The 20,177-nt window shown below is 65.8% G+C and carries 19 protein-coding genes; 10 read left to right on the forward strand and 9 right to left on the reverse strand.

The window, feature by feature from the left end:
• The first annotated feature begins 78 nt into the window (after positions 1 to 78).
• Positions 79 to 1,299, forward strand: coding sequence for a PucR family transcriptional regulator (locus SKC41_RS00920; protein WP_330975900.1), 1,221 nt, complete (start codon positions 79 to 81; stop codon positions 1,297 to 1,299).
• On the opposite strand, the gene SKC41_RS00925 is transcribed toward SKC41_RS00920, so the two are convergent.
• Complete coding sequence (locus SKC41_RS00925) at positions 1,296 to 1,871, reverse strand: HdeD family acid-resistance protein (RefSeq protein WP_330975901.1); 576 nt, start codon at positions 1,869 to 1,871, stop codon at positions 1,296 to 1,298. The genes SKC41_RS00920 and SKC41_RS00925 overlap by 4 nt on opposite strands.
• A 522-nt stretch (positions 1,872 to 2,393) precedes the next feature.
• Positions 2,394 to 3,671 (reverse strand): PucR family transcriptional regulator, encoded by a 1,278-nt coding sequence (locus tag SKC41_RS00930; protein WP_330975902.1) that lies wholly within the window; start codon positions 3,669 to 3,671, stop codon positions 2,394 to 2,396.
• A gap of 138 nt (positions 3,672 to 3,809) precedes the next feature.
• Between SKC41_RS00930 and SKC41_RS00935 the strand changes: the two genes are divergently transcribed.
• Together SKC41_RS00935 and SKC41_RS00940 are read left to right on the forward strand one after the other, a co-directional pair.
• Positions 3,810 to 5,615: a DUF3556 domain-containing protein gene (locus SKC41_RS00935; RefSeq protein WP_330975903.1), complete on the forward strand. Its 1,806-nt coding sequence runs from the start codon at positions 3,810 to 3,812 to the stop codon at positions 5,613 to 5,615.
• On the forward strand, positions 5,612 to 7,033 hold the full coding sequence (locus tag SKC41_RS00940) for a phytoene desaturase family protein (protein ID WP_330975904.1): 1,422 nt from the start codon (positions 5,612 to 5,614) through the stop codon (positions 7,031 to 7,033). Before SKC41_RS00935 ends, SKC41_RS00940 begins: the two co-directional genes overlap by 4 nt.
• On the opposite strand, the gene SKC41_RS00945 is transcribed toward SKC41_RS00940, so the two are convergent.
• From SKC41_RS00945 to SKC41_RS00960, 4 genes are read right to left on the reverse strand one after another with little or no spacing between them, the layout of a single operon-like run.
• Positions 7,030 to 8,037 (reverse strand): zinc-dependent alcohol dehydrogenase, encoded by a 1,008-nt coding sequence (locus SKC41_RS00945; protein ID WP_330975905.1) that lies wholly within the window; start codon positions 8,035 to 8,037, stop codon positions 7,030 to 7,032. The two genes, SKC41_RS00940 and SKC41_RS00945, sit on opposite strands and share 4 nt — an antisense overlap.
• Entirely contained in the window at positions 8,034 to 9,227 is a 1,194-nt protein-coding gene (locus SKC41_RS00950) for a sulfotransferase family protein (protein WP_330975906.1), read from the reverse strand. Before SKC41_RS00950 ends, SKC41_RS00945 begins: the two co-directional genes overlap by 4 nt.
• 3 nt (positions 9,228 to 9,230) lie before the next feature.
• Complete coding sequence (locus SKC41_RS00955; protein WP_330975907.1) at positions 9,231 to 9,980, reverse strand: SDR family NAD(P)-dependent oxidoreductase; 750 nt, start codon at positions 9,978 to 9,980, stop codon at positions 9,231 to 9,233.
• Positions 9,977 to 11,230: an alkyl sulfatase dimerization domain-containing protein gene (locus SKC41_RS00960; RefSeq protein ID WP_330975908.1), complete on the reverse strand. Its 1,254-nt coding sequence runs from the start codon at positions 11,228 to 11,230 to the stop codon at positions 9,977 to 9,979. The genes SKC41_RS00955 and SKC41_RS00960 overlap by 4 nt, the downstream gene beginning before the upstream one ends.
• A gap of 42 nt (positions 11,231 to 11,272) precedes the next feature.
• Between SKC41_RS00960 and SKC41_RS00965 the strand changes: the two genes are divergently transcribed.
• The 3 genes from SKC41_RS00965 to SKC41_RS00975 all read left to right on the forward strand — a co-directional run bounded on the left by SKC41_RS00965 (position 11,273) and on the right by SKC41_RS00975 (position 12,975).
• Positions 11,273 to 12,043, forward strand: coding sequence for an SDR family NAD(P)-dependent oxidoreductase (locus SKC41_RS00965; RefSeq protein WP_330975909.1), 771 nt, complete (start codon positions 11,273 to 11,275; stop codon positions 12,041 to 12,043).
• 3 nt (positions 12,044 to 12,046) lie between these two features.
• Positions 12,047 to 12,664: a TetR/AcrR family transcriptional regulator gene (locus SKC41_RS00970; protein WP_330975910.1), complete on the forward strand. Its 618-nt coding sequence runs from the start codon at positions 12,047 to 12,049 to the stop codon at positions 12,662 to 12,664.
• 74 nt (positions 12,665 to 12,738) lie between these two features.
• The gene (locus SKC41_RS00975) at positions 12,739 to 12,975 is read left to right on the forward strand and encodes a hypothetical protein (protein ID WP_090600764.1); all 237 of its coding nucleotides are present in this window, start codon (positions 12,739 to 12,741) and stop codon (positions 12,973 to 12,975) included.
• On the opposite strand, the gene SKC41_RS00980 is transcribed toward SKC41_RS00975, so the two are convergent.
• A complete protein-coding gene (locus SKC41_RS00980; RefSeq protein WP_330975911.1) occupies positions 12,972 to 13,838 on the reverse strand; it encodes a 3-hydroxyacyl-CoA dehydrogenase family protein in 867 nt (288 codons plus the stop codon). The two genes, SKC41_RS00975 and SKC41_RS00980, sit on opposite strands and share 4 nt — an antisense overlap.
• Before the next feature lie 500 nt (positions 13,839 to 14,338).
• On the opposite strand from SKC41_RS00980, the gene SKC41_RS00985 reads away from it, so the two are divergent.
• Together SKC41_RS00985 and SKC41_RS00990 are read left to right on the forward strand one after the other, a co-directional pair.
• Positions 14,339 to 15,043: an MspA family porin gene (locus SKC41_RS00985; protein WP_330978711.1), complete on the forward strand. Its 705-nt coding sequence runs from the start codon at positions 14,339 to 14,341 to the stop codon at positions 15,041 to 15,043.
• 175 nt (positions 15,044 to 15,218) lie between these two features.
• Positions 15,219 to 16,589: an HNH endonuclease signature motif containing protein gene (locus SKC41_RS00990; RefSeq protein ID WP_330975912.1), complete on the forward strand. Its 1,371-nt coding sequence runs from the start codon at positions 15,219 to 15,221 to the stop codon at positions 16,587 to 16,589.
• On the opposite strand, the gene SKC41_RS00995 is transcribed toward SKC41_RS00990, so the two are convergent.
• Positions 16,584 to 17,348: an SOS response-associated peptidase gene (locus SKC41_RS00995; protein ID WP_330975913.1), complete on the reverse strand. Its 765-nt coding sequence runs from the start codon at positions 17,346 to 17,348 to the stop codon at positions 16,584 to 16,586. The genes SKC41_RS00990 and SKC41_RS00995 overlap by 6 nt on opposite strands.
• 54 nt (positions 17,349 to 17,402) lie before the next feature.
• Here SKC41_RS00995 and aroA point away from each other — a divergent pair, with 54 nt between their 5' ends.
• Together aroA and rsgA are read left to right on the forward strand one after the other, a co-directional pair.
• Positions 17,403 to 18,710, forward strand: coding sequence for a 3-phosphoshikimate 1-carboxyvinyltransferase (gene aroA, locus SKC41_RS01000; RefSeq protein ID WP_330975914.1), 1,308 nt, complete (start codon positions 17,403 to 17,405; stop codon positions 18,708 to 18,710).
• A complete protein-coding gene (gene rsgA, locus SKC41_RS01005; RefSeq protein WP_330975915.1) occupies positions 18,707 to 19,699 on the forward strand; it encodes a ribosome small subunit-dependent GTPase A in 993 nt (330 codons plus the stop codon). The genes aroA and rsgA overlap by 4 nt, the downstream gene beginning before the upstream one ends.
• Here the strand turns inward: rsgA and SKC41_RS01010 are convergent.
• A complete protein-coding gene (locus SKC41_RS01010) occupies positions 19,686 to 20,159 on the reverse strand; it encodes a winged helix-turn-helix transcriptional regulator (RefSeq protein ID WP_330975916.1) in 474 nt (157 codons plus the stop codon). The genes rsgA and SKC41_RS01010 overlap by 14 nt on opposite strands.
• Between the last annotated feature and the right edge of the window lie 18 nt (positions 20,160 to 20,177).

Genomic DNA, 20,177 nt, shown 5'->3' on the forward strand with positions numbered 1-20,177 from the left:
CAATGTCGCCGAAAACAACAGCGGGACGGATTCGGTGTGACCGTTCACATCGGGCAATGCCCGGAATAGGGTTTCGATATGAGCGTCGCATCGAAGACCGACGGCGTCCCGCGTGACGCCGCCGCCGATCCATTCGTGGTCGAACTCGGCAGGCTCATGTTGGCGCGCGCCCCGAGATTAGGCGCGCAGATGGCGGATCTGCTCTGCCGGGAGATCGACGCCTACCGCGACGGCAACGTCGTTGCGAAGGATGACGTCGTCGAAAGTTGTGTCGCGAACCTGACGTTCATCTTCGACTCGCTCAACCGTGAGGGCGATGCCAATGTTGCGCCCGCGGAGCGCACCGGTACAGAACGCGCAGTCGCGGGTGTACCCCTGCCGGCCGTGATGACCGCCTACCGAATCGGATTCCGCTTCATGTGGGAACAGACGCTGGCCACCGCGCGCGCCGCGGCAATTCCCACCGACTCCATCCTGGACGCCACGGCGCGGGTCTTCCTCGCCCAGGAAATCTTCACCCAGGCGATGAGCAACGCCTACCGTCAGCAGTTGACCGCGCAGATTCTCGAGCGCGAGGAAGAGCGCTCGGCATTGGTGGAAGCTTTGCTGTCACACAGGATTACCGACAGCCAAAGTCTTTGGGAGGCAGCCGATTTGCTGCGGCTGCCGACTTCGGGGCCGTATACCGTCGTGGCCGCGGAATTGCCCGCCATTGGCAAGCTGGGGCTTCCAGCGATCGAGAACAAGCTGTCCGCCCGTGATATCCGTTCCGCGTGGCGACTGTTGCCCGACTTACAGGTCGGCATCGTCCATCTGAGCGGACCGGTACCAGAAGCCCTGGGCACGCTCGTTGAGGTGCTCGAGCACGCCGCGACCGCCAGGGTCGGCATCAGTCCGCCCTTCCTCGAGCTCGCCGAAACCAGCGACGCGTTGCGGTTAGCCCGGCTGGCGGTCACGGGGAAGGCCGTCGGCGGCTCACTGATCACGGTCTTCGACGACACTCCGCTCGCCGTCGCCGCGGTCAGTGCCCCCGAGGTCATGACGAGGATCAAATCACTGGTGCTGCAGCGACTCGACGAGCTGCCCGACGAGGAACGCACCATTCTGCTCGGCACGTTCCGCGCCTGGGTGGAGGTCGGCGGTTCCGCAAACGACACCGCCGCCAAGATCTATTGCCACCCCAACACGGTGCGGCACCGGCTGCACCGTGTCGAGGAGTTGACCGGCCGATCCCTTTCTCGGCCCCGAGACATCGCCGAGCTGTGTCTGGCTCTGGAGGTCGAAGCGCGACTGCCCTAGGCGGCCTTGGTCCGGCTGCGAACCTGGAATGCGCTGATCACGTCGACGATGCCGATGGCGATCAGCCAGCAGCCGGCGACCAAGGTCAGCACAGCGATCGAGTGCAGCGGCGAGACGATCAGTACGGCACCACCGACCACGATCACCAACCCCGACAGCGCCTGCCAGCCGCGGCCCGGCATGTGGTCCAACGACAACGCCGCGGCAAGCAGCGTCATCCCCCGGAACAGCCAGCTGATGCCGATCCAGATTGCCAAAAGCGTCACCGCCTCGAATTCTTCGCGGAAGCAAAAGAATCCCAGAATCAGCGACACGATGCCGGTGATGAACGTCAACACTCTCATCGCGGCGCCGGCGTGTGAACCGAAGGCGGCAAACACGTAGCCGATTCCGGAAACCACCAGGTAGATGCCGAACAGGACGCCTGCCACAAATAGCGTCTGTCCTGGCCAGGCCAGGACAATGACACCCAGCGCAACCGCCAGGATGCCGGTGAGGAGGAGCACTTGCCAGGCGCTGCGGGCGAGTGCTTGCAAAGGACCTTCGAAAACGGTGTCGTCGCGAATAGCCATCTCAATATCATTAGCCACATTCGATGAAAAGAAAATGTCCGCGGCGACACAATTGCGCATCGCGCACGGGTATAGCGAACAATGACCGACGGAACCGGCTGAGGTACGGTGCGCGCCCAGGCGGTAACGTCGCCCCGGCGCCGACGAGTTGTCGTTTGGAGACAACGCCTTCGCGCAAGTTGGTCGCTGCGCGACATCGCCGGCACACGGCGGCGCCAATAGGTTTCACGACGAACCCAGCGCCGCGCCCCTCAGCAGCCAGCTGACCGCGACCGGCTCGAATCGTCCAGTACCACAATCTATTTCAGCTCTTCCGCGCGCGCGGAGAAATCAGGTGACCCCATGTTGCTGCCCGTCCTCATCCTCCTTTTGGTCTTATCCCCCGTGCTCCTGCCCGCAATCATCACCGCCGTCCACGCGCTGACGCCCCAGCCGCAAATCAGCACCCGGGACCGCGTTGCGGCCAACGTCGGGCGCCGCGCTACAACCGCGCGTCTGGGCGCTTGAGCTGCTCCAACCCGCTCATCTCGGCTGCAAAACGGCGATGCCGTACCAATGGCAGACCAGCAACGCGAGTTCGATATCGAGCCGATCGTCGCCGATCTCGCGGCCGCGCCGGGCGACGGCGCGGCCGACGCGGTACTTCACCGTGTTGAAGTGCAGGTTGAGCACCTCGGCCGCCGTCTTGTAGCTGCAGCCGGAGCCCAGAAAGACGCGCAACGTCTCACGCAGCCGCGCGTCGTTCTCGTCGTCGCCTGCCAGGTCGCCAAGCACGTCGAGCACCCAGGCGCGGGTGTCCGCAACGTCACCGCTGAGCAGCGCCGCGATGGACAAACCCGGGTCAGTGGCCGCAATCACCGTCGGCTCCCGCTTGCCGACCATCGCAACGCGGCGGGCGTTTAGCGCTTCCCGGTGTGATCGGCGGAAGCCCTCGATGCCGTGCGACAGTGTCCCGATCGCCACACTCGGGAAATCCGGTCGCGTCAGCGCGAATTGGCGAACTTTCGCCGCGGCGTCGGGCATCATCGCACGGTAAGGCAGCCAACCCCATCCGCAGGTTTGATCGGCGGCGACGAACAGCGAGCCTGCGGCCGCACCGGCGGCTTCGCCCAGTTCGCGCAGAAACCGTTGCAGCCCAGCGAGTTCGCGGCCTTCGGTGCTCGTATCCGGGTACCAGAGCACGAGGCCGAGGTGGTGCCAGCGCAGCGGATAGCGGATCGACGTGGAGGTCGCATCCACGTCGATGGCCTTGGTCGCGGCAAGGATTTCCCGCACCCGCAGGACGCGCAGGCTGTTCTGGTTCTCCAGCCAACGTTCACGTTCGTCTTCATAGCAAGCGACGACCTGTTGCGAGATCCAGTCGATGTATTCGAACAGCGTGGCGCTGATCGCCTCGATGACCGCGTACCTCATCTGTTCGGAGATATCGAGCGCGCGCACTTCCGCAAAGACCAACTCATTCATCAGCCGCTGACCGAGCCGATACGCGCGAACGAGCGCGTTGACGGGCACGCCGTGTTGTGCCAATCGCCGGGCGTACTCCAGCGCTGCGGTCGGCGCCTCGACCCGCTCGACGGCGATGTCGTAGCGCAATGCACGCAGAATCGCGTCCACATTTCCCTCGACGCTGGCCCCGAGAAGCTCGGTTAACCGCTCATCGCCGGGCAATTCCGGAATCTGACCTACCAGGGAGCGGTGCATCACCGCGGCCAGTTCGGCCAGCCGACGGTGCAATCGGTCGGCGGTCTCGGCGACGTGCCGGCTGACCTCAACGTCGCTGCCGATCTGCGCTTTCGCCATCCCTTTGACGGTAGACCTCGGGTTGTCTTCCGGCGACAATTCCCGTTCGCAAATTCGTCGGCCGCCAACTGCTTGGCGACCCGCCCGATTTCCTACGTTGTGGCCACACCGAAACCCGCCAGCAAAGGAGCAACTCCGATGGGGTTCACGAAGCCGTATCTCCCCGACGTTGATCCGGATACCTTCCTGGCGAAGCCGTTGATGGAACGAATGCGGATCCTCGTCACCAATTGGGCCGAAAACGGCTTCGGCTCACCCAAGATGATCCACACCATCTATGTCGTGAAGCTGGTCGCGTTCTTCGCTATTGGCGGTATCACCGTTGCGACGGCGACGTCAGGTCTGCCCGCCTTCTGGCATGTCACCGAATGGTGGAATCAGCCAATCGTCTATCAAAAGGTCATTCTGTGGACGGTGCTCCTCGAAGCCATTGGCGTGGCCGGCTCGTGGGGCCCGTTGGCCGGCAAGGTCAAGCCGATGACCGGAGGCATCCTGTTCTGGGCCCGGCCGGGAACGATCCGGCTGCGTCCCTGGAAGTGGGTGCCGTTCACCGGTGGCGACCGGCGCAACCGGTTAGACGTCGTGGTCTATCTGGCGCTGCTGGCAAGCCTGGCCGTGCCGCTGCTGTCACCGGGCGTCCACAGCGATTCGCTCTCAGAGGCATTGCCGGACAACACATCCGGTCTCGTCAGCCCCGCCCTGCTGATCGCGCCGATCGCGCTACTGGTGCTGATCGGTCTGCGGGACAAGACCATTTTCCTGGCCGCGCGCGGCGAGCAGTACTTGCCGGTCCTCGTCATCTTCGCCGCGCTGCCGTTTGTCAACATGATCATCGCGCTGAAAATGGTCATCGTGGTGGTCTGGATCGGCGCCGGCTTCTCGAAGTTCGGCAAGCACTTCTCCAACGTCATCCCACCGATGGTGAGCAACACGATATTCGCGCCTAAATGGGTAAAGCGGGCCCACTATCGCGAATTTCCGCGCGATATGCGGCCGTCGCGACTGGCCGACTTCATGGCACACGTCAATGGCACCACCGTCGAAATCCTGGCTCCGCTGGTGCTGTTCTTCTCCACCAACAAGTGGGTGACGCTGCTCGCGGTGTTGTTGATGGTGGGCTTTCACCTGTTCATCATTTCCACCTTTCCACTGGCGGTGCCGCTGGAATGGAACGTGGTTTTCGCCTACACGACGATCTTCCTGTTCCTCGGCTTCCCGAACTGGAACCGGTACGCCCCGTGGAACATGACGCCGGGTTGGCTAGCGTTCATCGTCGCCGGCGCGCTGCTGTTCTACCCGGCGCTGGGCAATCTGCGGCCGGACAAGGTGTCGTTCTTGCCGTCGATGCGTCAGTACGCGGGCAACTGGGCCTCGGCGCTGTGGACGTTCGCGCCGGGTGCGGAGCAGAAGCTGAACAACGTCACCCGCTCGGCAGCCAATCAGCTCGACCAGTTCGTCGCGGCCGGTTACGAGCCGCGGTGGGCGGAGATCACCTTGCAGAAGACCACGGCGTGGCGAAGCATGCACAGCCAGGGTCGCGGCCTGTACTCGTTGCTGTTGACCCACCTGCCCGACATCGACGGCCGCACGGTGCGCGAGGGCGAGTTCGTCTGCAACTCGTTGATCGGCTTCAACTTCGGCGATGGTCACCTGCACAACGCGGACATGATCCGGGCCGTGCAGCGCGAAGCCGCGTTCGAACCGGGCGAGTGCGTGATCGCCTGGGTCGAGTCGGAGGCCTTCGGCAGCGGTGTCCAGCACTACCAGCTGATCGACGCGGCCCTCGGTGTGGTCGAGCGGGGCACCTGGAGGGTGGCCGACGCGGTCGCCGAACAGCCCTGGCTCCCTAACGGGCCGATCCCGACTAACGTGGAATGGTCCCTAAGCGGCACCAAACCGGTCGTCCGGGACGACCAACAACACGGTCACGGAGCGCTGGCATGAGTACCGCAGTAGTGGTGGGTAGCGGGCCTAACGGGCTGGCCGCCGCCATCCGCCTGGCCGCCCAGGGTGTGCAGGTCACCGTGCTCGAAGCCGCCGACGAGGTTGGCGGCGGCACCCGCAGCAGCGAGGCCATCGTTGCGGGCCTGCTGCACGACCATTGTTCGGCGATTCACCCGATGGCCGTCGGCTCGCAGTTCCTGAGCGGCTTCAACCTGCAGCGGTACGGATTGTCGTGGCGCTGGCCGGAGATCGATTGCGTCCATCCGCTCGACGACGGCAGCGCCGGTGTGCTGTACCGCTCGGTCGAGCAGACGGCGGCGGGTTTGGGACGTGACGGGACGCGCTGGCGCCTCGCGTTCGGCTACCCCGCCTCGCGATTCGACGAGTTGAGCGACGACATCATGGGGCCGCTGTTGCGGGTCCCGCATCATCCGTTGATCCTGGCCCGGTTCGGTGCACCCACGGTGCTTCCCGCGTCGACGTTCGCGCGGGTGTTCCGCACCGAGCAAGCCCGGGCCTTGTTCGGTGGTGTTGCGGCCCACGCCTTCCGGCCGCTGCACTACCCGATGACCTCCGCCATCGGGATGGGCATCATCGCGGCCGGGCACCGGCACGGCTGGGCGGTGGCCGAGGGTGGATCACAGTCGATCGCCAACGCGATGGTCGCGCTGCTGAGCGACTTGGGCGGCAAGATCGAAACCGGCGTCCGGGTGCAGAACACGTCGCAGCTGCCGACGGCAGACGTCACGATGTTCGATCTCGCGCCCAGCGCGGTCGCCGGCATTCTGGGAGACCGTCTCCCCCGCCGAATTTCGGCCGCCTTCACCAGGTTCCGGCGTGGCCCCGGCGCGTTCAAGGTCGACTTCGCCGTCGAGGGCGGCGTGCCCTGGACCAACCCGGACGCGCACCGAGCCGGCACGGTGCATCTGGCCGGCACTTACGCGGAGCTGGCCGCGGCGGAGCGCGACATCCACGCCGGGCGCATGCCCAAGCGGCCGTTCGTGCTGATAGGTCAGCAATATCTGGCCGATCCGCAACGGTCAGTGGGCAATACGCATCCGGTGTGGAGCTATGCGCACGTCCCCAACGGCTACACCGGTGACGCCACCGAGGCGATCATCGCCCAGATCGAGCGATTCGCACCCGGCTTCTCCGAGCGCATCGTCGGGCACACCGTTCGCACAACGACGGAGATGGCCACCTACAACGCCAACTACGCCGGCGGCGACATCATGACCGGCTCGAAGGACATTCGCCAGCTCGCCTTCGGCCCACGAATCACGCTGTCGCCCTATACCATTGGCATTCCCGGCATGTACATCTGCTCGGCGGCCACCCCACCCGGGCCCGGCGCGCACGGCATGTGCGGCGCCAACGCCGCCAAACTCGCGCTGGACTACCTGGCCGAACGGGGCTAAAAGGTCACCACGACCTTGTCGGCCGCGCCGGGCGTGCTGGCGAGTTCGAGTGCCTCACCGACACTGTCGAACGGGATTGTGTGGCTGACGATCACCGCATACTTCTCCCAATTCGCGACGATGTCCCTGGTCACCTCGAAGATCTCATCGGGATATCCCATCGAGCCGACAATGGTGATCTCGTTGCTCATGATGTTGACGAACTCGACGGGCACCGGCTCCTTGTGGACGCCAACGATTCCCAGGGTCGCACCCTTTTTGGCGGCGGCCAGTGCGGTATCGATCACCGCGGACGCCCCCGCCGCGTCGAGGTAGATGTTCGTTCCGGCCTTGCCCGGGAACATCGACTCACCCGCGCCGTGTAATTCGATCAGGCGCTGCACGACGCGCTCCTCTGCGGAATTGATCACCGCGTCGGCCCCGATCTGCAGCGCCTTCTCCAGCCGGGCGGGAATCAGGTCCACGACCACCACATGGCTTACCCCAAGGGATTTGAACGCCAGCGTGGCGCCCAGGCCGATCGGGCCGGCACCGAAGATGGCGACCTTGTCCGTCGGCTTGGGTTTGCACTGGTTGGCGCCGTGGCGGGCGACGGCCATCGGCTCGTTGAGCGCGGCTACCTCCCACGGGATGTGGCTGGGAATGACTTCGAGACTTGTTCCGCGAAGCGCGTTTTCGATCAACAGGTAATCCGCGAGCGCACCGGCCGCGCCCCCGTTGCCGATGATGCCGCTGGGTGCGGCCATTGGATTGATCACGACGTGATCGCCGACGGCGATGCCGGACACCTGGTCGCCGACTTCGACGACTTCGCCCGCCGGTTCGTGTCCGAGCGGTGTGTGTCCCTGGCGCGGCGGGATACCCCCGATCGTGATGTAGAACGCGTCGGAACCGCAGATGCCGCAGGCGCGCATCCGGACCAGCACGTCGTTCGCGCCGGGCTGCGGACGGTCGACCTCGAGCACCTCTGCCTTTCCCGGCCCGGTGACCACGGAGATTTTCATGGCGCTGCCTCGAGTTCGATGTCGAAGGTGTCCAGGTATTCGGCGAAGACCGGCTCGAGTTGTTCAACGCTCAGGCCGTATTGGTCGAGGCTGTAGGAGTTGAGCGCGAACCGATCCTGCGGATGCTCGGCGAGCCAATTGCACATGCGCGCTTCGGCTTCCGCGGTCAGCGGATCGCCGGCCCACTCGTAAAGGCGTCGCATCACGTCCATCGGGTCGCGCATCATCTCGTGGTAGTACATGTGGAAGAAGCGCTCGTCGCCGATGCGCTCGCGGGCCCGCAACGGCCGGTCCACGTGATAGCGCATCTGCCACATTGCGTTGCGCCCCATGGCCTCCAGATCGACAGCCTCGGGATAATGCGTCATCCCTTTGGGCAGCTTCCATAGGTTGGCCAGCGACCCGGTGGCCTTGTACGGGTCGCGATGCGCCCACACCAGCCGGGCGTCGGGAAAGACCTTCAGCAGCGCCTCGATGTGCACCGAGTGCGACGGCATCTTCAGGCTCCATGCGCCGGGCGCGGTGGACTGCAGCACCTGCAGATACCGCTTCTGGTATTCGTAGGTGCTCGTCATATCGGTCTCGTCGAACAGCCATTCGGAGTAGCGCGCGCTCGACAGGAACGAGTCCCAGGACAGGCCCTTGAAGTCCTGGTTGTGAATGAACATGTCCTCGGTCGGGCCGTCGGCGTCTTCCCAGTGTGGCAGCGGTACTTTCGCCTGCGTCACCATCTCCAGGATCTTGCGCTGTTCCTCCAGCAGGGCCAGGCAGCGCGGGTCGGTGCGCAACCTCTCGGTAGGCGCCGGTGGTATCGGGTCCACGCACTGCCAGTGCAACAGCGAGCGGCGGCCCGGGTCCTGGTCCAGCAGGTAACTGATCACGGTGGTGCCGGTGCGCGGCATACCGAGAACGACCAGCGGCCGCTCGACCGGCGCGTCGAGCACCTCCGGATGCTCCTGGATGTAGCCGTGGACCTGCATCCGCCGGCCCAGGGCCGCGGTCGAGTCCGTCAAGATGCGTTCGCGCCCGTACCGGGTGAACGCCGGCGAGTTGTTGAGGTCGTCGAGAATCAGCTGCAATCCGTCTCGCCAAGAGTCGGAATCGATTTCGGTGAGGCCGGTGCGCTGTGACGCCAGCTTGAAGACGTCATCGGGGGTGGCGACGTTGTCGAGATCTTTGGGGTCGCTCATGATTCAGACCGTCAGGTATCCGCCGTCGACGGCGATCGTGCTGCCGGTGATGTACGACGCGGCGTCGGTACAGAGGAACAGTGCCGCGCCGACGCAGTCCTGGGGCGTTCCGGGTCTGCCCAACGGCGTGTGAAAGCCAATCTCGACGTCCATCACTTCGGGAATTCCCATGGCAGGGTGCGTCATTCGGGTGTCGATCAGGCCGGGCGCGATGGCGTTGACGCGGATGCCGTCGTCGGCCCAGCGACGCGACAGATTCATCGTCAACGCGAGCAGACCCATTTTCGAGGAGGCATAGCCCGGCACGAAGACCGCCGAACGGAAGGCGGACATCGAGACCACGCTGACGACGCTGGCACCGCCGGCCGCTTCGCTTGCCTTCAGGCGCTCATGGCAGCGCATCGTCAACCGCATGGGGCCCAACATGTTCTGCGTCACCGACGCGACGTAGCCGTCCGGGTCGTACTCGTCGCCCGCAGGGTACGGGCCGCCGGCGTTGTTGATCAAGACGTCGAGTTCGCCCAGCGAGTCCGCCAGCGCGTCGACCGCGTCGGGATCCTGGATCAGGCACTGGCGGTAGGTGAATGCGCTCAGATCCGTCTCGGAATAGTCGGCGGTCGACCCGCGGGTGCCGGTCACCGTGACAGCGGCGCCCGCCTTGGCGAACTCGGCGGCAATCGCGTTACCGATGCCGCTGGTCCCGCCGGTCACCAGCACATTAGTGCCGGTGAAGTCGAACTTGACGGAATTCATGAGTCGGTCCTCAATTCGTTGATGGATTTGGTGAGCCAGGCCTTTTCCCAGAAGTTTCCGGCAGCGGCGAGCAACGCCTCGTGGGCGTCGGCGGCGACCGCGCGTGCCGCCGGGTGTGCGGGTTGTGCAATGAGTATGAGGTCGGTCAGGTGTATCGCCTGCAGCGGACGCCCGTTGTCGACGTGCGCGCGGGCCGCGTCGACCAGGGCGTCGGCTCCGGCAGCGTTAACCACATCGGCCGCAACGGAATCCGGTGCTACGCCGTAGAGCTCGGTGGTGGAGCGATGCCGGAACCATCCGGTGTACATCTCCCAGATGGCGCGCACGTTCCAGGCGGTCTTGCCGTAGCCCTCGCCGATGTCGAGCCACTCGGGCACCGTGACCTCGCGCATCGCCGTGTGGATATCGGCGCCGGCATTCATCAGCTCGGCAGTGCGGTCGTGCACGGCTTGCATGGCGTCGCGCATCGCGGTGACTTCCTCGGCGATACGATCGGCACCGTCGATCGGGTCGAAGTGGCCGGTGATCAGTCGCCGCGGCCCGTACTCCAGCACGGTGTTCAGCGATTCGATGTAGAGAATCGGGTCGCGGTATCGGTCGCCGCGAATCGTCATCAGATTCGGGACGTGGCCGAACAACGGGCCGAACAGATTGCCGCTGAACAGAATTCGATCCTCGGGCAGCCACACCACCAGCGCGTCGGTGGTCTCACCGCCGGGCGTCCAGGCCAGCTCGATCCGCCGGCCGCCGACCGTGAATTCATGGTGGCGGTCGAATGTTGTGGTCGGCTCCGGGAAGGAGAAGTCGATCGTCGCCGGGTCGATGGTCTTGAAGTGCTCGAGCACGGCGTCGGAGAACTTCTGGAAGGCGAACGACGTCTTGGGCACGCGATAGCCCATCAGCAGCGTGTTGTCGTCACGCCAGTACCGGTAGTTGCGGTGCATGATCACTTGGGTTTTGGAGGTGCCGTCGTCGCGCAGCGTGTGCACCCCGCCCCAATGGTCGGCGTGACCCTGCGTGACGACGATGGCCCGGGTCGGGCCGGGCACGTCGGCAAAGGCCTTGCGGTGCAACGGGCCCTCGAATACCAGGCCGGCGTTGACGATGACCCGTCCGTCGTCGGTGGCGACCGCGTAGGAATTGGAGACGCCGCGCGACATCCAGATGTCGTCGCCGAGCGGCGACGCGGGAGTGTCGGTTGCCGCCGCTAGATCGGCGGCCCCGGGCCGCTCCCGGTGAATTCCGGCCATGACTTGCGATCCTCTACAGTTCTAGAGGTAAAGTCAATACTCATGGGATTGCGCGGGATGGCCGAACGAGTTGCGGTTGTGGTCGGTGGCGCCACCGGCATCGGCGCCGCGACCGCCGCCCGGCTCGGGGCGGAAGGCTGCCGGGTCGTCGTCGGCGACATCGCGGCCGACGCCGCGGCGCAGACCGCGGCGCGCATCTCGGCAGCCGGCGGCACGGCAACCCACGTCGGGTTCGATCTCGCCGATCCCGCGTCGGTGTCCAATCTGATCGATTCGGCCGCAACGACTTTCGGCGGAGTCGACCTGTTGTTCAACGTCGGCGCGGACATGAGCACGATCCGGGCGGACACCGATGTCGTCGACATCGACTTCGACGTGTGGGATCGCGTGATGACCGTCAACCTGCGCGGCTATGTGGCCGCGATGAAATACGCGATTCCGCGCATGCTCGCCAGCGGGGGCGGCGCGATCGTCAACATGTCCTCGGCGGCGGCGTTCCAGGGCGAGCCCGCCCGACCCGCCTACGCCACCGCGAAGGCCGGCATCGGTGCGCTGACCCGCCACGTCGCCTCCAGGTGGGGCAAGGACGGCATCCGCTGCAACGCCGTGGCGCCGGGGTTCACCGCGACCGAGGCCATCCGCTCCGTTCCGCAATGGCCGGACCTGCAGGCCGGAGCGCTGAAGCGCATTCGCGGAACCCGCGTCGGCGATCCGGAGGACATCGCCGCATTGGTCGCCTTCCTGTTGTCCGAGGAAGGCGAATGGATCAACGGTCAGGTCGTCAACATCGACGGCGGCACCGTCCTTCGGTGACCTATGGCAGCCAGCACCCGGTCCCGGCAACGCAACGGCGACGAGCGCCGGCGCGAACTGTGTGACGCCGCGATCCAGGTGCTGGCCGAGCAGGGATCGCGTGGGCTGACGCACGGACGGGTCGATCGGTGCGCGGGAGTGCCGGACGGCACCACGTCCTACTACTACCGAACCCGCGCCGCGCTGTTACGAGGCGTCGGCAAACGGGTCGCCGAGATCGACGTCGCCAACCTGCAGTCGGTGATCGACGAGCCGCTCGACCCTCTTTCGCCGTTCGCACACCTGGCCGAGCTGACCATCATGCAGGCCGACGGGCCCGGGCTGATGCTGAACCGGGCCCGCCATGAATTGCTGATGGGGGCGGTGCGCGATCCCGATCTGGCCGAAACGTCCCAGGCGTTCGTCGCCCGGATGAACGCGATGACCCGCGAGGCGATCGCCCACCTACAGCCGGGCACCGACGACCCCGAACTGCTCGACGCGCAGACGACGGCCGTCACCACGTTCATCGCGGGCGTGTTCACCCGGCTCGCCGGCGGAGACCGCACGATCAGCAACGCCGGGCAACTCACCCGGCTGCTGGAAGCCGTAGCCACCGCGGTCTCGCTGCAGCGGGCATAAGCATCGCGGCGAAAAGCCCTATGCTGCCGCCTGACAAGGCTTAACGTTATCGCCGACGTTCCACGAAGGATTGGATGAACATGAAGCGACTGTTTGCCGCCGGTGTGCTGGCTTTTGCGGGGTTGATGACGGCCGGACTAGGCGTCAGCAACGCCGACACGATTCAGACCGAGGGCAACTACCCGACGCGGCAGGCCTGTCAGGACGCCGGCCCGGGCGTGAAGGCGACGACTCCGGGCAACTGGAACAACTTCTGGTGCGTGCCGGACCGCAACGTCAACGGCAACTGGAAGCTGGTGCTCAGCAACTAGTACCGGTAGAAGCCCTCGCCGGTCTTGATGCCGAGCTTGCCGGCGTCGATGTAGGACTGCAGCAGATCGCGCACGCTCTTCGGCAGGTGCGGAAGCTCGGCGGCGTAGTGGTTTTCGATGTCGAGCACGACGTCCAGGCCGACCAGGTCCATCATCTGAAACGGGCCGACCGACACGCCCAGAACGAGCTTGAACACCCCGTCGATATCCTCGGGGCGGGCCACGCCCTCGGCGACCACGGCGAGGGACTCGCGCTTGATGGCCGCCCAGATGCGATTGAAGATGAAGCCCGTGCTCTCCTTGCGCGCTTCGAAGGGATGCAGGCCGAATTCGGGTAGCACCGTCAGCAGCGTGTCGAGCAGACCGCGGTCGGTCTGGCCATTCGACATCAACTCGATCGCGTTGATGTCCGGTGGCATGTAGAAGTGCATGTTGCACAAACGTGCTTTGTCGCCGATGTTTTCGCCCATTAGCCGCGACGGGATGGACGACGAGTTGGTCCCGAAGATGGTGCCCGCCGGCGCCGCCCGGTCGATCTCGCCCCACAAGGGAATCTTGATCTCGAGCTTCTCGGGGACCGACTCGACGGCCAGCCACGCGTCGTCCAACGCCTCGTCGAGCGATCCGGTGGCGGTCACGACGCCGGCTTCGCCTAATCCCCTGTCGGCCAATACCTTCGGCAGGGCCTGGGTCACGTACTGGATGGCTTCGTCACGTTGTTCCTTGCGCCGCGCGTAGATTCGCACCGTTCCGCCGCGGGTGGCGAACATCAAGGCGATGCGGCGGCCCAAAGTACCCGCGCCGATCACCGCGACGGGGCGTTTTTGGATGTCTTCGAAGGTGTAGGTGTACGAACCGGTCACATGTGCATGTTAAGTCCGCGGCTGCGCGCCGGGATTTGTCGCTGAGCGACAAAGATCGCCGGAACTTGTGTTTTCAGTGGCAGTGCACCAATAGATTTTCGCAATACATTCCGACCCGATCCGAGTTCGCTTTCCGACCACCTTCGTCGGATGGATCAGCGAACAATGAGGGAGTGTTCGTCAAGAGGAAATCGATGATCCCGGGCGAAGGCACGCCGAAGGCGTCCGAGTCCGCGTTCGCTGTGCCGGTGCTGGCCGCGAGTGCCGCAGCGCTCATTGCACCGACGAGCAGGGCGCGAGCGCACATATGACGCTTCATATCGTCGTCCTCTCTGCCGCTACAAATTCTAGCTGTCTGCCGAACAAACTGTGTCGCCTCAGGGTTGCGCACTCGCAGCGCATCGCAATTACGAATAAATAACAACTCCGCTCTCTCGGCTCGGGCCTCCCGCAACTCGAATAAGACAGTCCGTACCGTGACGCGCGTGAGACCGATGACCGTGGTCTTTCGCCGCGCCGCGGTTGTCGCGGTTTGCCTTGTCACATCAGTGACCATGGCGCCTCCAACGACCGCCGACCCCGATTCTGATCCTGATCCCGCTCCGGTGGCCGCACCCGCGGCCGCGGTAGCGCCGGTCGAAGGGCAGGTGCCCTCGGCCGATCCGGTTACCTATGTGTCGCCCGAAGGCTGGACCCTGGCCCTCGGGGCGAAGGACGAGTCGCAAGTTCCCGTTGCGCCGCTGACCACCGCGGTCTCATCTCGCGAATACCTCGCGCGCGGAACATTCGTCGCTTCGCTGGACGGGCCCGAGCAGCCTCGGGGCGTCCTCGAAGTGGGTTACGAGATCGGCTGCGGAATCGATATGAGCACGTCGAACGGCGTCACGATGGCAGGCAGCGCGGGCGTCAGTCCAGGCCTAGGCTTCACCGGGCTGTTGACCGGTGTGCCGGGTGTTGTGCCGTTGGTGACCACACCGATGAACGGGGTGATCACCGTGGGTCTTAAGCCCGGCATTGTCGTTGTGGTGCCGGTCGTGAGAAAAGAATTCAAGGGGCCACACCCCCGGGTGATCATCACCGGCTTCCACGTCAAAATCGACGGATGCGTGGGTCAGTCGTTTATCCGCTCCTTCGCGACGCTGACTCAGGTGACCGACGAATCCGATGTGGTGCTGTCGTATGTCGGTGTCACCAAAACTGTTTAAGCTTCGCATCTTTGGAGCCCTCACCCAGTCCGCACTCCCTCGTGGCCGTGTGTCGTTTTGCCTGCCTTGAGGGGCAGTCGCCGTGCGTGCACACGGGCGAATTCTCTTGCGCCACTGTGGTTTCTGTAGTCACATGGTGGCGTTTTTTGTCGGTGGGTGGGTTTAGTTTCAGGGTATGAGTTCAGCGGTGGTCGTCGATGGGGACGTCGTCACGGCGGCCTTCGACGCGCTCGACACCGCCCTGGACGGCGTCCTGGGCCTGGATACCGAGATGCTGTGCACCCGCGAGCGGCTGGTGCTGCTGGGCCGCTACGAGAAGATACGACGGCGCCTACCCGCCGGCGAGCATCCCCTGATCAACCAACTCCAGCAGGAGGCCACCCCGGCGGAGTTGGGCGGCAAACTGTCCCACGCGATCGCGGAGTGGACATTGATCAGCCGCGCCGAAGCCGGCAGGCGGGTGCGGGAAGCCGCTGATCTCGGTGAGCGCCGCGCCCTGACCGGTGAACCCTTAAAACCGGTGCTGGCCGCCACCGCCGAAGCCCAACGCGCCGGGCAGCTCGGGGTCGAGCATGTGGCGGTGATCCGCCGCTTCTACCACCAGCTGCCCGGGTGGGTCGATGTCGAGACCCGCACCCGCGCCGAAGCCGACCTGACCCGGCTGGCCACCCACTACCGGCCTGACCAGTTGACCGGGTTCGCCGAGCACCTCACCGACCTGCTCAACCCCGACGGCAACTTTTCCGACGACGACCGCGCCCGGCGGCGCGGGGTGACCCTGGGCAGCCAGCAACCCGACGGCATGTCAGCCCTACATGGCTGGATCACCCCCGAACTACGTGCCACCCTGGAAGCGGTGCTGGCCAAACTGGCCGCCCCCGGCATGTGCAACCCCGACGACCACACCCCCTGCGTCGACGGCACCCCCAGCCAAGACGCCATCGATCACGACCCCCGCTCAGCAGCCCAACGCCACCACGACGGCCTCAACGCCGCCCTGCGCGCGGTCCTGGCCTCCGGAGAGCTCGGTCAGCACAATGGGCTGCCCGCCGCCATCATCGTCTCCACCACCCTGGCCGAGTTGGAAGCCGCCACCGGCCACGGGATCACCGGCGGAGGCACCCGGCTGCCCATCAGCGACGTCATCCGCCTGGCCCGCCACGCCCACCACTACCTGGCCATCTTCGACAAGGGCAAAGCTGTTTCCCTGCATCACACCAAACGCCTCGCCTCACCCGGACAACGAATCGTGTTGTACGCCAAGGATCGCGGCTGTTCAGCGCCCGGATGCAACCTGCCCGGCTTCTACTGCGAAGTTCACCATGTCACCGACTATGCCCAGTGCCACACCACCGACGTCGACGACCTCACTTTCGCTTGCGGCCCCCACCACCGAATGCTGCGACCGACGGGCTGGACCACCAGAAAACGCGCCAACGGCGATACCGAATGGATCCCGCCCCCGCACCTTGATCGAGGCCAACCGCGCACCAACTCCTACCACCACCCCGAGAAGCTGCTTCTCGAAGGGGATGACCCGCTATAGCAGTGTGATCTGTTCGGCCTCCGGCTCGGCCGGCTCGAGCAGCTGGGGACCGTTATTGCGAATGCTGTTCACCAGCCTCGACACCTCGCGCAGCTCGATGCCCCGCACATCCGGGGCATGGTTCAGCAGCTCGGGGTCCAGCGGGGCATCGGGATTCAACCAGGCATCCCAGTCGCGCTCGGCCAGGACCAGGGGCATCCGATCGTGGACGGCGGCCAGCTCACCCACGGCGTCGGTGGTGATGATCGTGCAGCTCAGCAGCGGGTCCGCAGCCTTGTCCGGTTTCCAGACCGACCACAGGCCGGCCATAAACAGCGGCTCACCGTCGTCGCGGTGCATGAAGAACGGCGTCTTGGCGGTCTTCTTGCCCGCAGGGTTGTCCGGATTGGGTCGCCATTCGTACCAGCCGTCCATCGGCACCAGGCAACGCTTGCTCTTGGCCGAACCGCGGAAGGCCGGTGACGTGGCCACCTTGTCGGCCCGGGCATTGATCAGCAGCGGACCCTTGGAATCCGGCCCACCGTCGGGACCGGTCTTGACCCACGGCGGAACCAGTCCCCAGCGCATCAGCCGCACCCGGCGAGTCGGCTCGTCGTCCGGCTCGCTGTGGCGGGAGACCACCGTCGCGACCGTGGTCGTGGGAGCCACGTTGTAGTTCGGCTCCGACGCACGCTCCGAGGTACCGGTAGCTTCGCCGATCGCCTTGATCTTCTCGGCCAGCAGGGCCGGATCCGTCGTGACCGCAAACCGTCCACACATGACTTCCATGGTGCCCCGTACCCACGACACCCGCCGACACGGCAGGATGAAGCCGTGAACACCGACGCCTGGACGGCCCCCTTCGCGCCGACGCCGGTGCATGCGACCGTGACCGTGCCGGGCTCGAAATCGCAGACCAACCGGGCGCTGGTGCTCGCGGGACTAGCGAGTGCGCAAGGGCAGAGCGCCTCGACCATCAGCGGCGCGCTGCGCAGCCGCGATACCGACCTGATGATCGGCGCGCTCGCCACGCTGGGGCTGCGGGTGGACGGCGACGGTTCCGAGTTGAGGGTCAGCGGCCGACTCGACCCGGGCCCCGGCGCCCGCGTGGACTGCGGCCTGGCCGGCACCGTGTTGCGCTTCGTGCCGCCGCTGGCGGCGCTGGCGAACGCTCCGGTGGAATTCGACGGCGACGAACAAGCCCGGGTCCGTCCGATCGCGCCGCTGCTGGACGCGCTGCGCGACCTTGGTGTCCCGATCGAGGGAACCGGACTGCCGTTCCGGGTGCTGGGCAGCGGATCGGTCGCCGGCGGCACCGTGGCGATCGACGCGTCGGCGTCGTCACAGTTCGTCTCCGGCCTGTTGCTGTGCGGTGCGTCGTTCAGCAACGGCCTGACGGTGCAGCACATCGGTGCGTCGCTGCCCTCGGCACCGCACATCGCGATGACCACCGTGATGCTGCGGCAGGGCGGAGTCGACGTCGACGATTCGGTACCCAACCGCTGGCACGTGCGCCCCGGCACCGTCGCGGCCCGGCACTGGGAAGTCGAGCCAGACCTCACCAACGCAGTTCCGTTCCTGTCGGCAGCGGTGGTCACCGGCGGCACCGTACGCATCACCGGCTGGCCGTCGACCAGCGTGCAACCCGCCGACGACATTCTCGACGTGTTTGGAAAGCTCAATGCCGTTGTCACCCAGTCTGATTCATATCTCGAAGTGCAGGGCGCCAACGGCTACAACGGCTACCCAGGCTTTGATGTCGACCTGCGCGCGGTCGGTGAGCTGACGCCGTCGGTCGCGGCACTGGCGGCGTTGGCAACACCTGGCTCGGTGTCACGGCTTTCCGGTGTCGCCCATTTGCGGGGCCATGAGACCGACCGCCTCGCCGCGCTGAGCGCCGAGATCAACCGGCTAGGGGGCGACTGCCAGGAGACCGCCGATGGCCTGGTGATCACCTCGACGCCGCTGCATTCCGGCACCTGGCGGGTCTACGCCGATCACCGCATGGCAATGGCCGGCGCGATCGTCGGGCTGCGAGTACCTGGAGTCCAGGTCGACGACATCGGCGCCACCACCAAGACATTGCCGCAATTCGCCCAGCTGTGGGCGCGGATGCTGGCCGACGGGGAGTCCAGCGTTTGAGGCCGGGCGACTACGACGAGTCCGACGTCAAGGTCCGATCCGGCCGGGGTTCACGACCCCGGACCAAAACCCGTCCCGAGCACGCCGACGCCCAGTCCGCCATGGTGGTCAGCGTCGACCGTGGCCGCTGGGGATGCGTGCTGGGCGGCCGCCCGGATCACCGGGTCATCGCCATGCGGGCCCGCGAACTGGGCCGCACTCCGATCGTGGTCGGCGACGACGTCGACATCGTCGGCGATCTGTCCGGGAAGACGGACACGCTGGCCCGCATTGTGCGCCGGGGTCCGCGACGAACGGTGTTGCGGCGCACCGCCGATGACACCGATCCCACCGAGCGCGTGGTGGTCGCCAACGCCGACCAGCTGCTCATCGTGGTGGCGCTGGCCGACCCGCCGCCGCGCACCGGCCTGGTCGACCGCACGCTGATCGCCGCCTACACCGGCGGGCTGAAACCGATTCTGTGCCTGACCAAGACCGACCTTGCCCCGCCCGAACCCTTCGCCGAGCAGTTCGTCGACCTGGATCTCACGGTGATCGCCGCCGGCGTCGACGACCCCCTGCTCGCCGTGGCGGACCTGCTCGACGGCAAGATCACCGTGCTGCTCGGGCATTCCGGGGTCGGCAAATCGACTTTGGTGAATCGTCTTGTGCCCGAAGCCGATCGGGCCGTCGGCGTAGTCACCGACATCGGCAGGGGCCGGCATACCTCAACGCAGTCCGTCGCGTTGCCGCTGGGCGACACGCTGCCCGGCAGCGGCTGGGTGATCGACACCCCGGGCATCCGCTCCTTCGGGCTGGCCCACATCCAGCCCGACGACGTGCTGAAGTCTTTTTCGGACCTCGCCGAGGCGATCGAGGACTGCCCGCGCGGCTGCGGGCACATGGGCCCCCCGGCAGACCCGGAATGCGCGCTGGACACGCTCTCCGGTCCCGCCCTTCGCCGTGTCGCGGCAGCTCGCCGGTTGCTGGCGGCGCTCAGGGAGACTTAGCCAGCCGCATGCCGAGCTCGTCGGGCGGCACCAGATGACCCTCGGTGCAACGGATTTCGACGCGCGCTTCGGCGCCGCAATCCAGATGCGTCAGGCGCAGCTTGTGACGGCCCGGCAGGTGGTGTCGTCCCCACTCGAACAGCGCCCAGACCACCGGCATGAAGTCGGTGCCGGCCTCGGTCAGCACGTATTCCTCGCGGCTGCGCTGCCCCGGCTCCTGATAAGGCCGGCGCGCCAATAGCCCCAGCTCCACCAATTCGGACAGGCGTGCCGAGGTGGCGGCCTTGGTAATACCGACGCGGTGGGCGAAGTCGTCGAACCGAGTGGTGCCGTAGTACGCCTCGCGCATGATCAGCATCGCGGACTTGGTGCCGACCACCGCCATCGTCTTCTCGATCGCGCACTGACCGACCGGCGACCATTTCTCGCGGTCCGCCAGCGCGCCCTGCAGAAATGTCATGTAGATCACCTCCCATCT

It is taken from the genome of Mycobacterium sp. 050128 (assembly GCF_036409155.1).
GTDB lineage: Bacteria > Actinomycetota > Actinomycetes > Mycobacteriales > Mycobacteriaceae > Mycobacterium.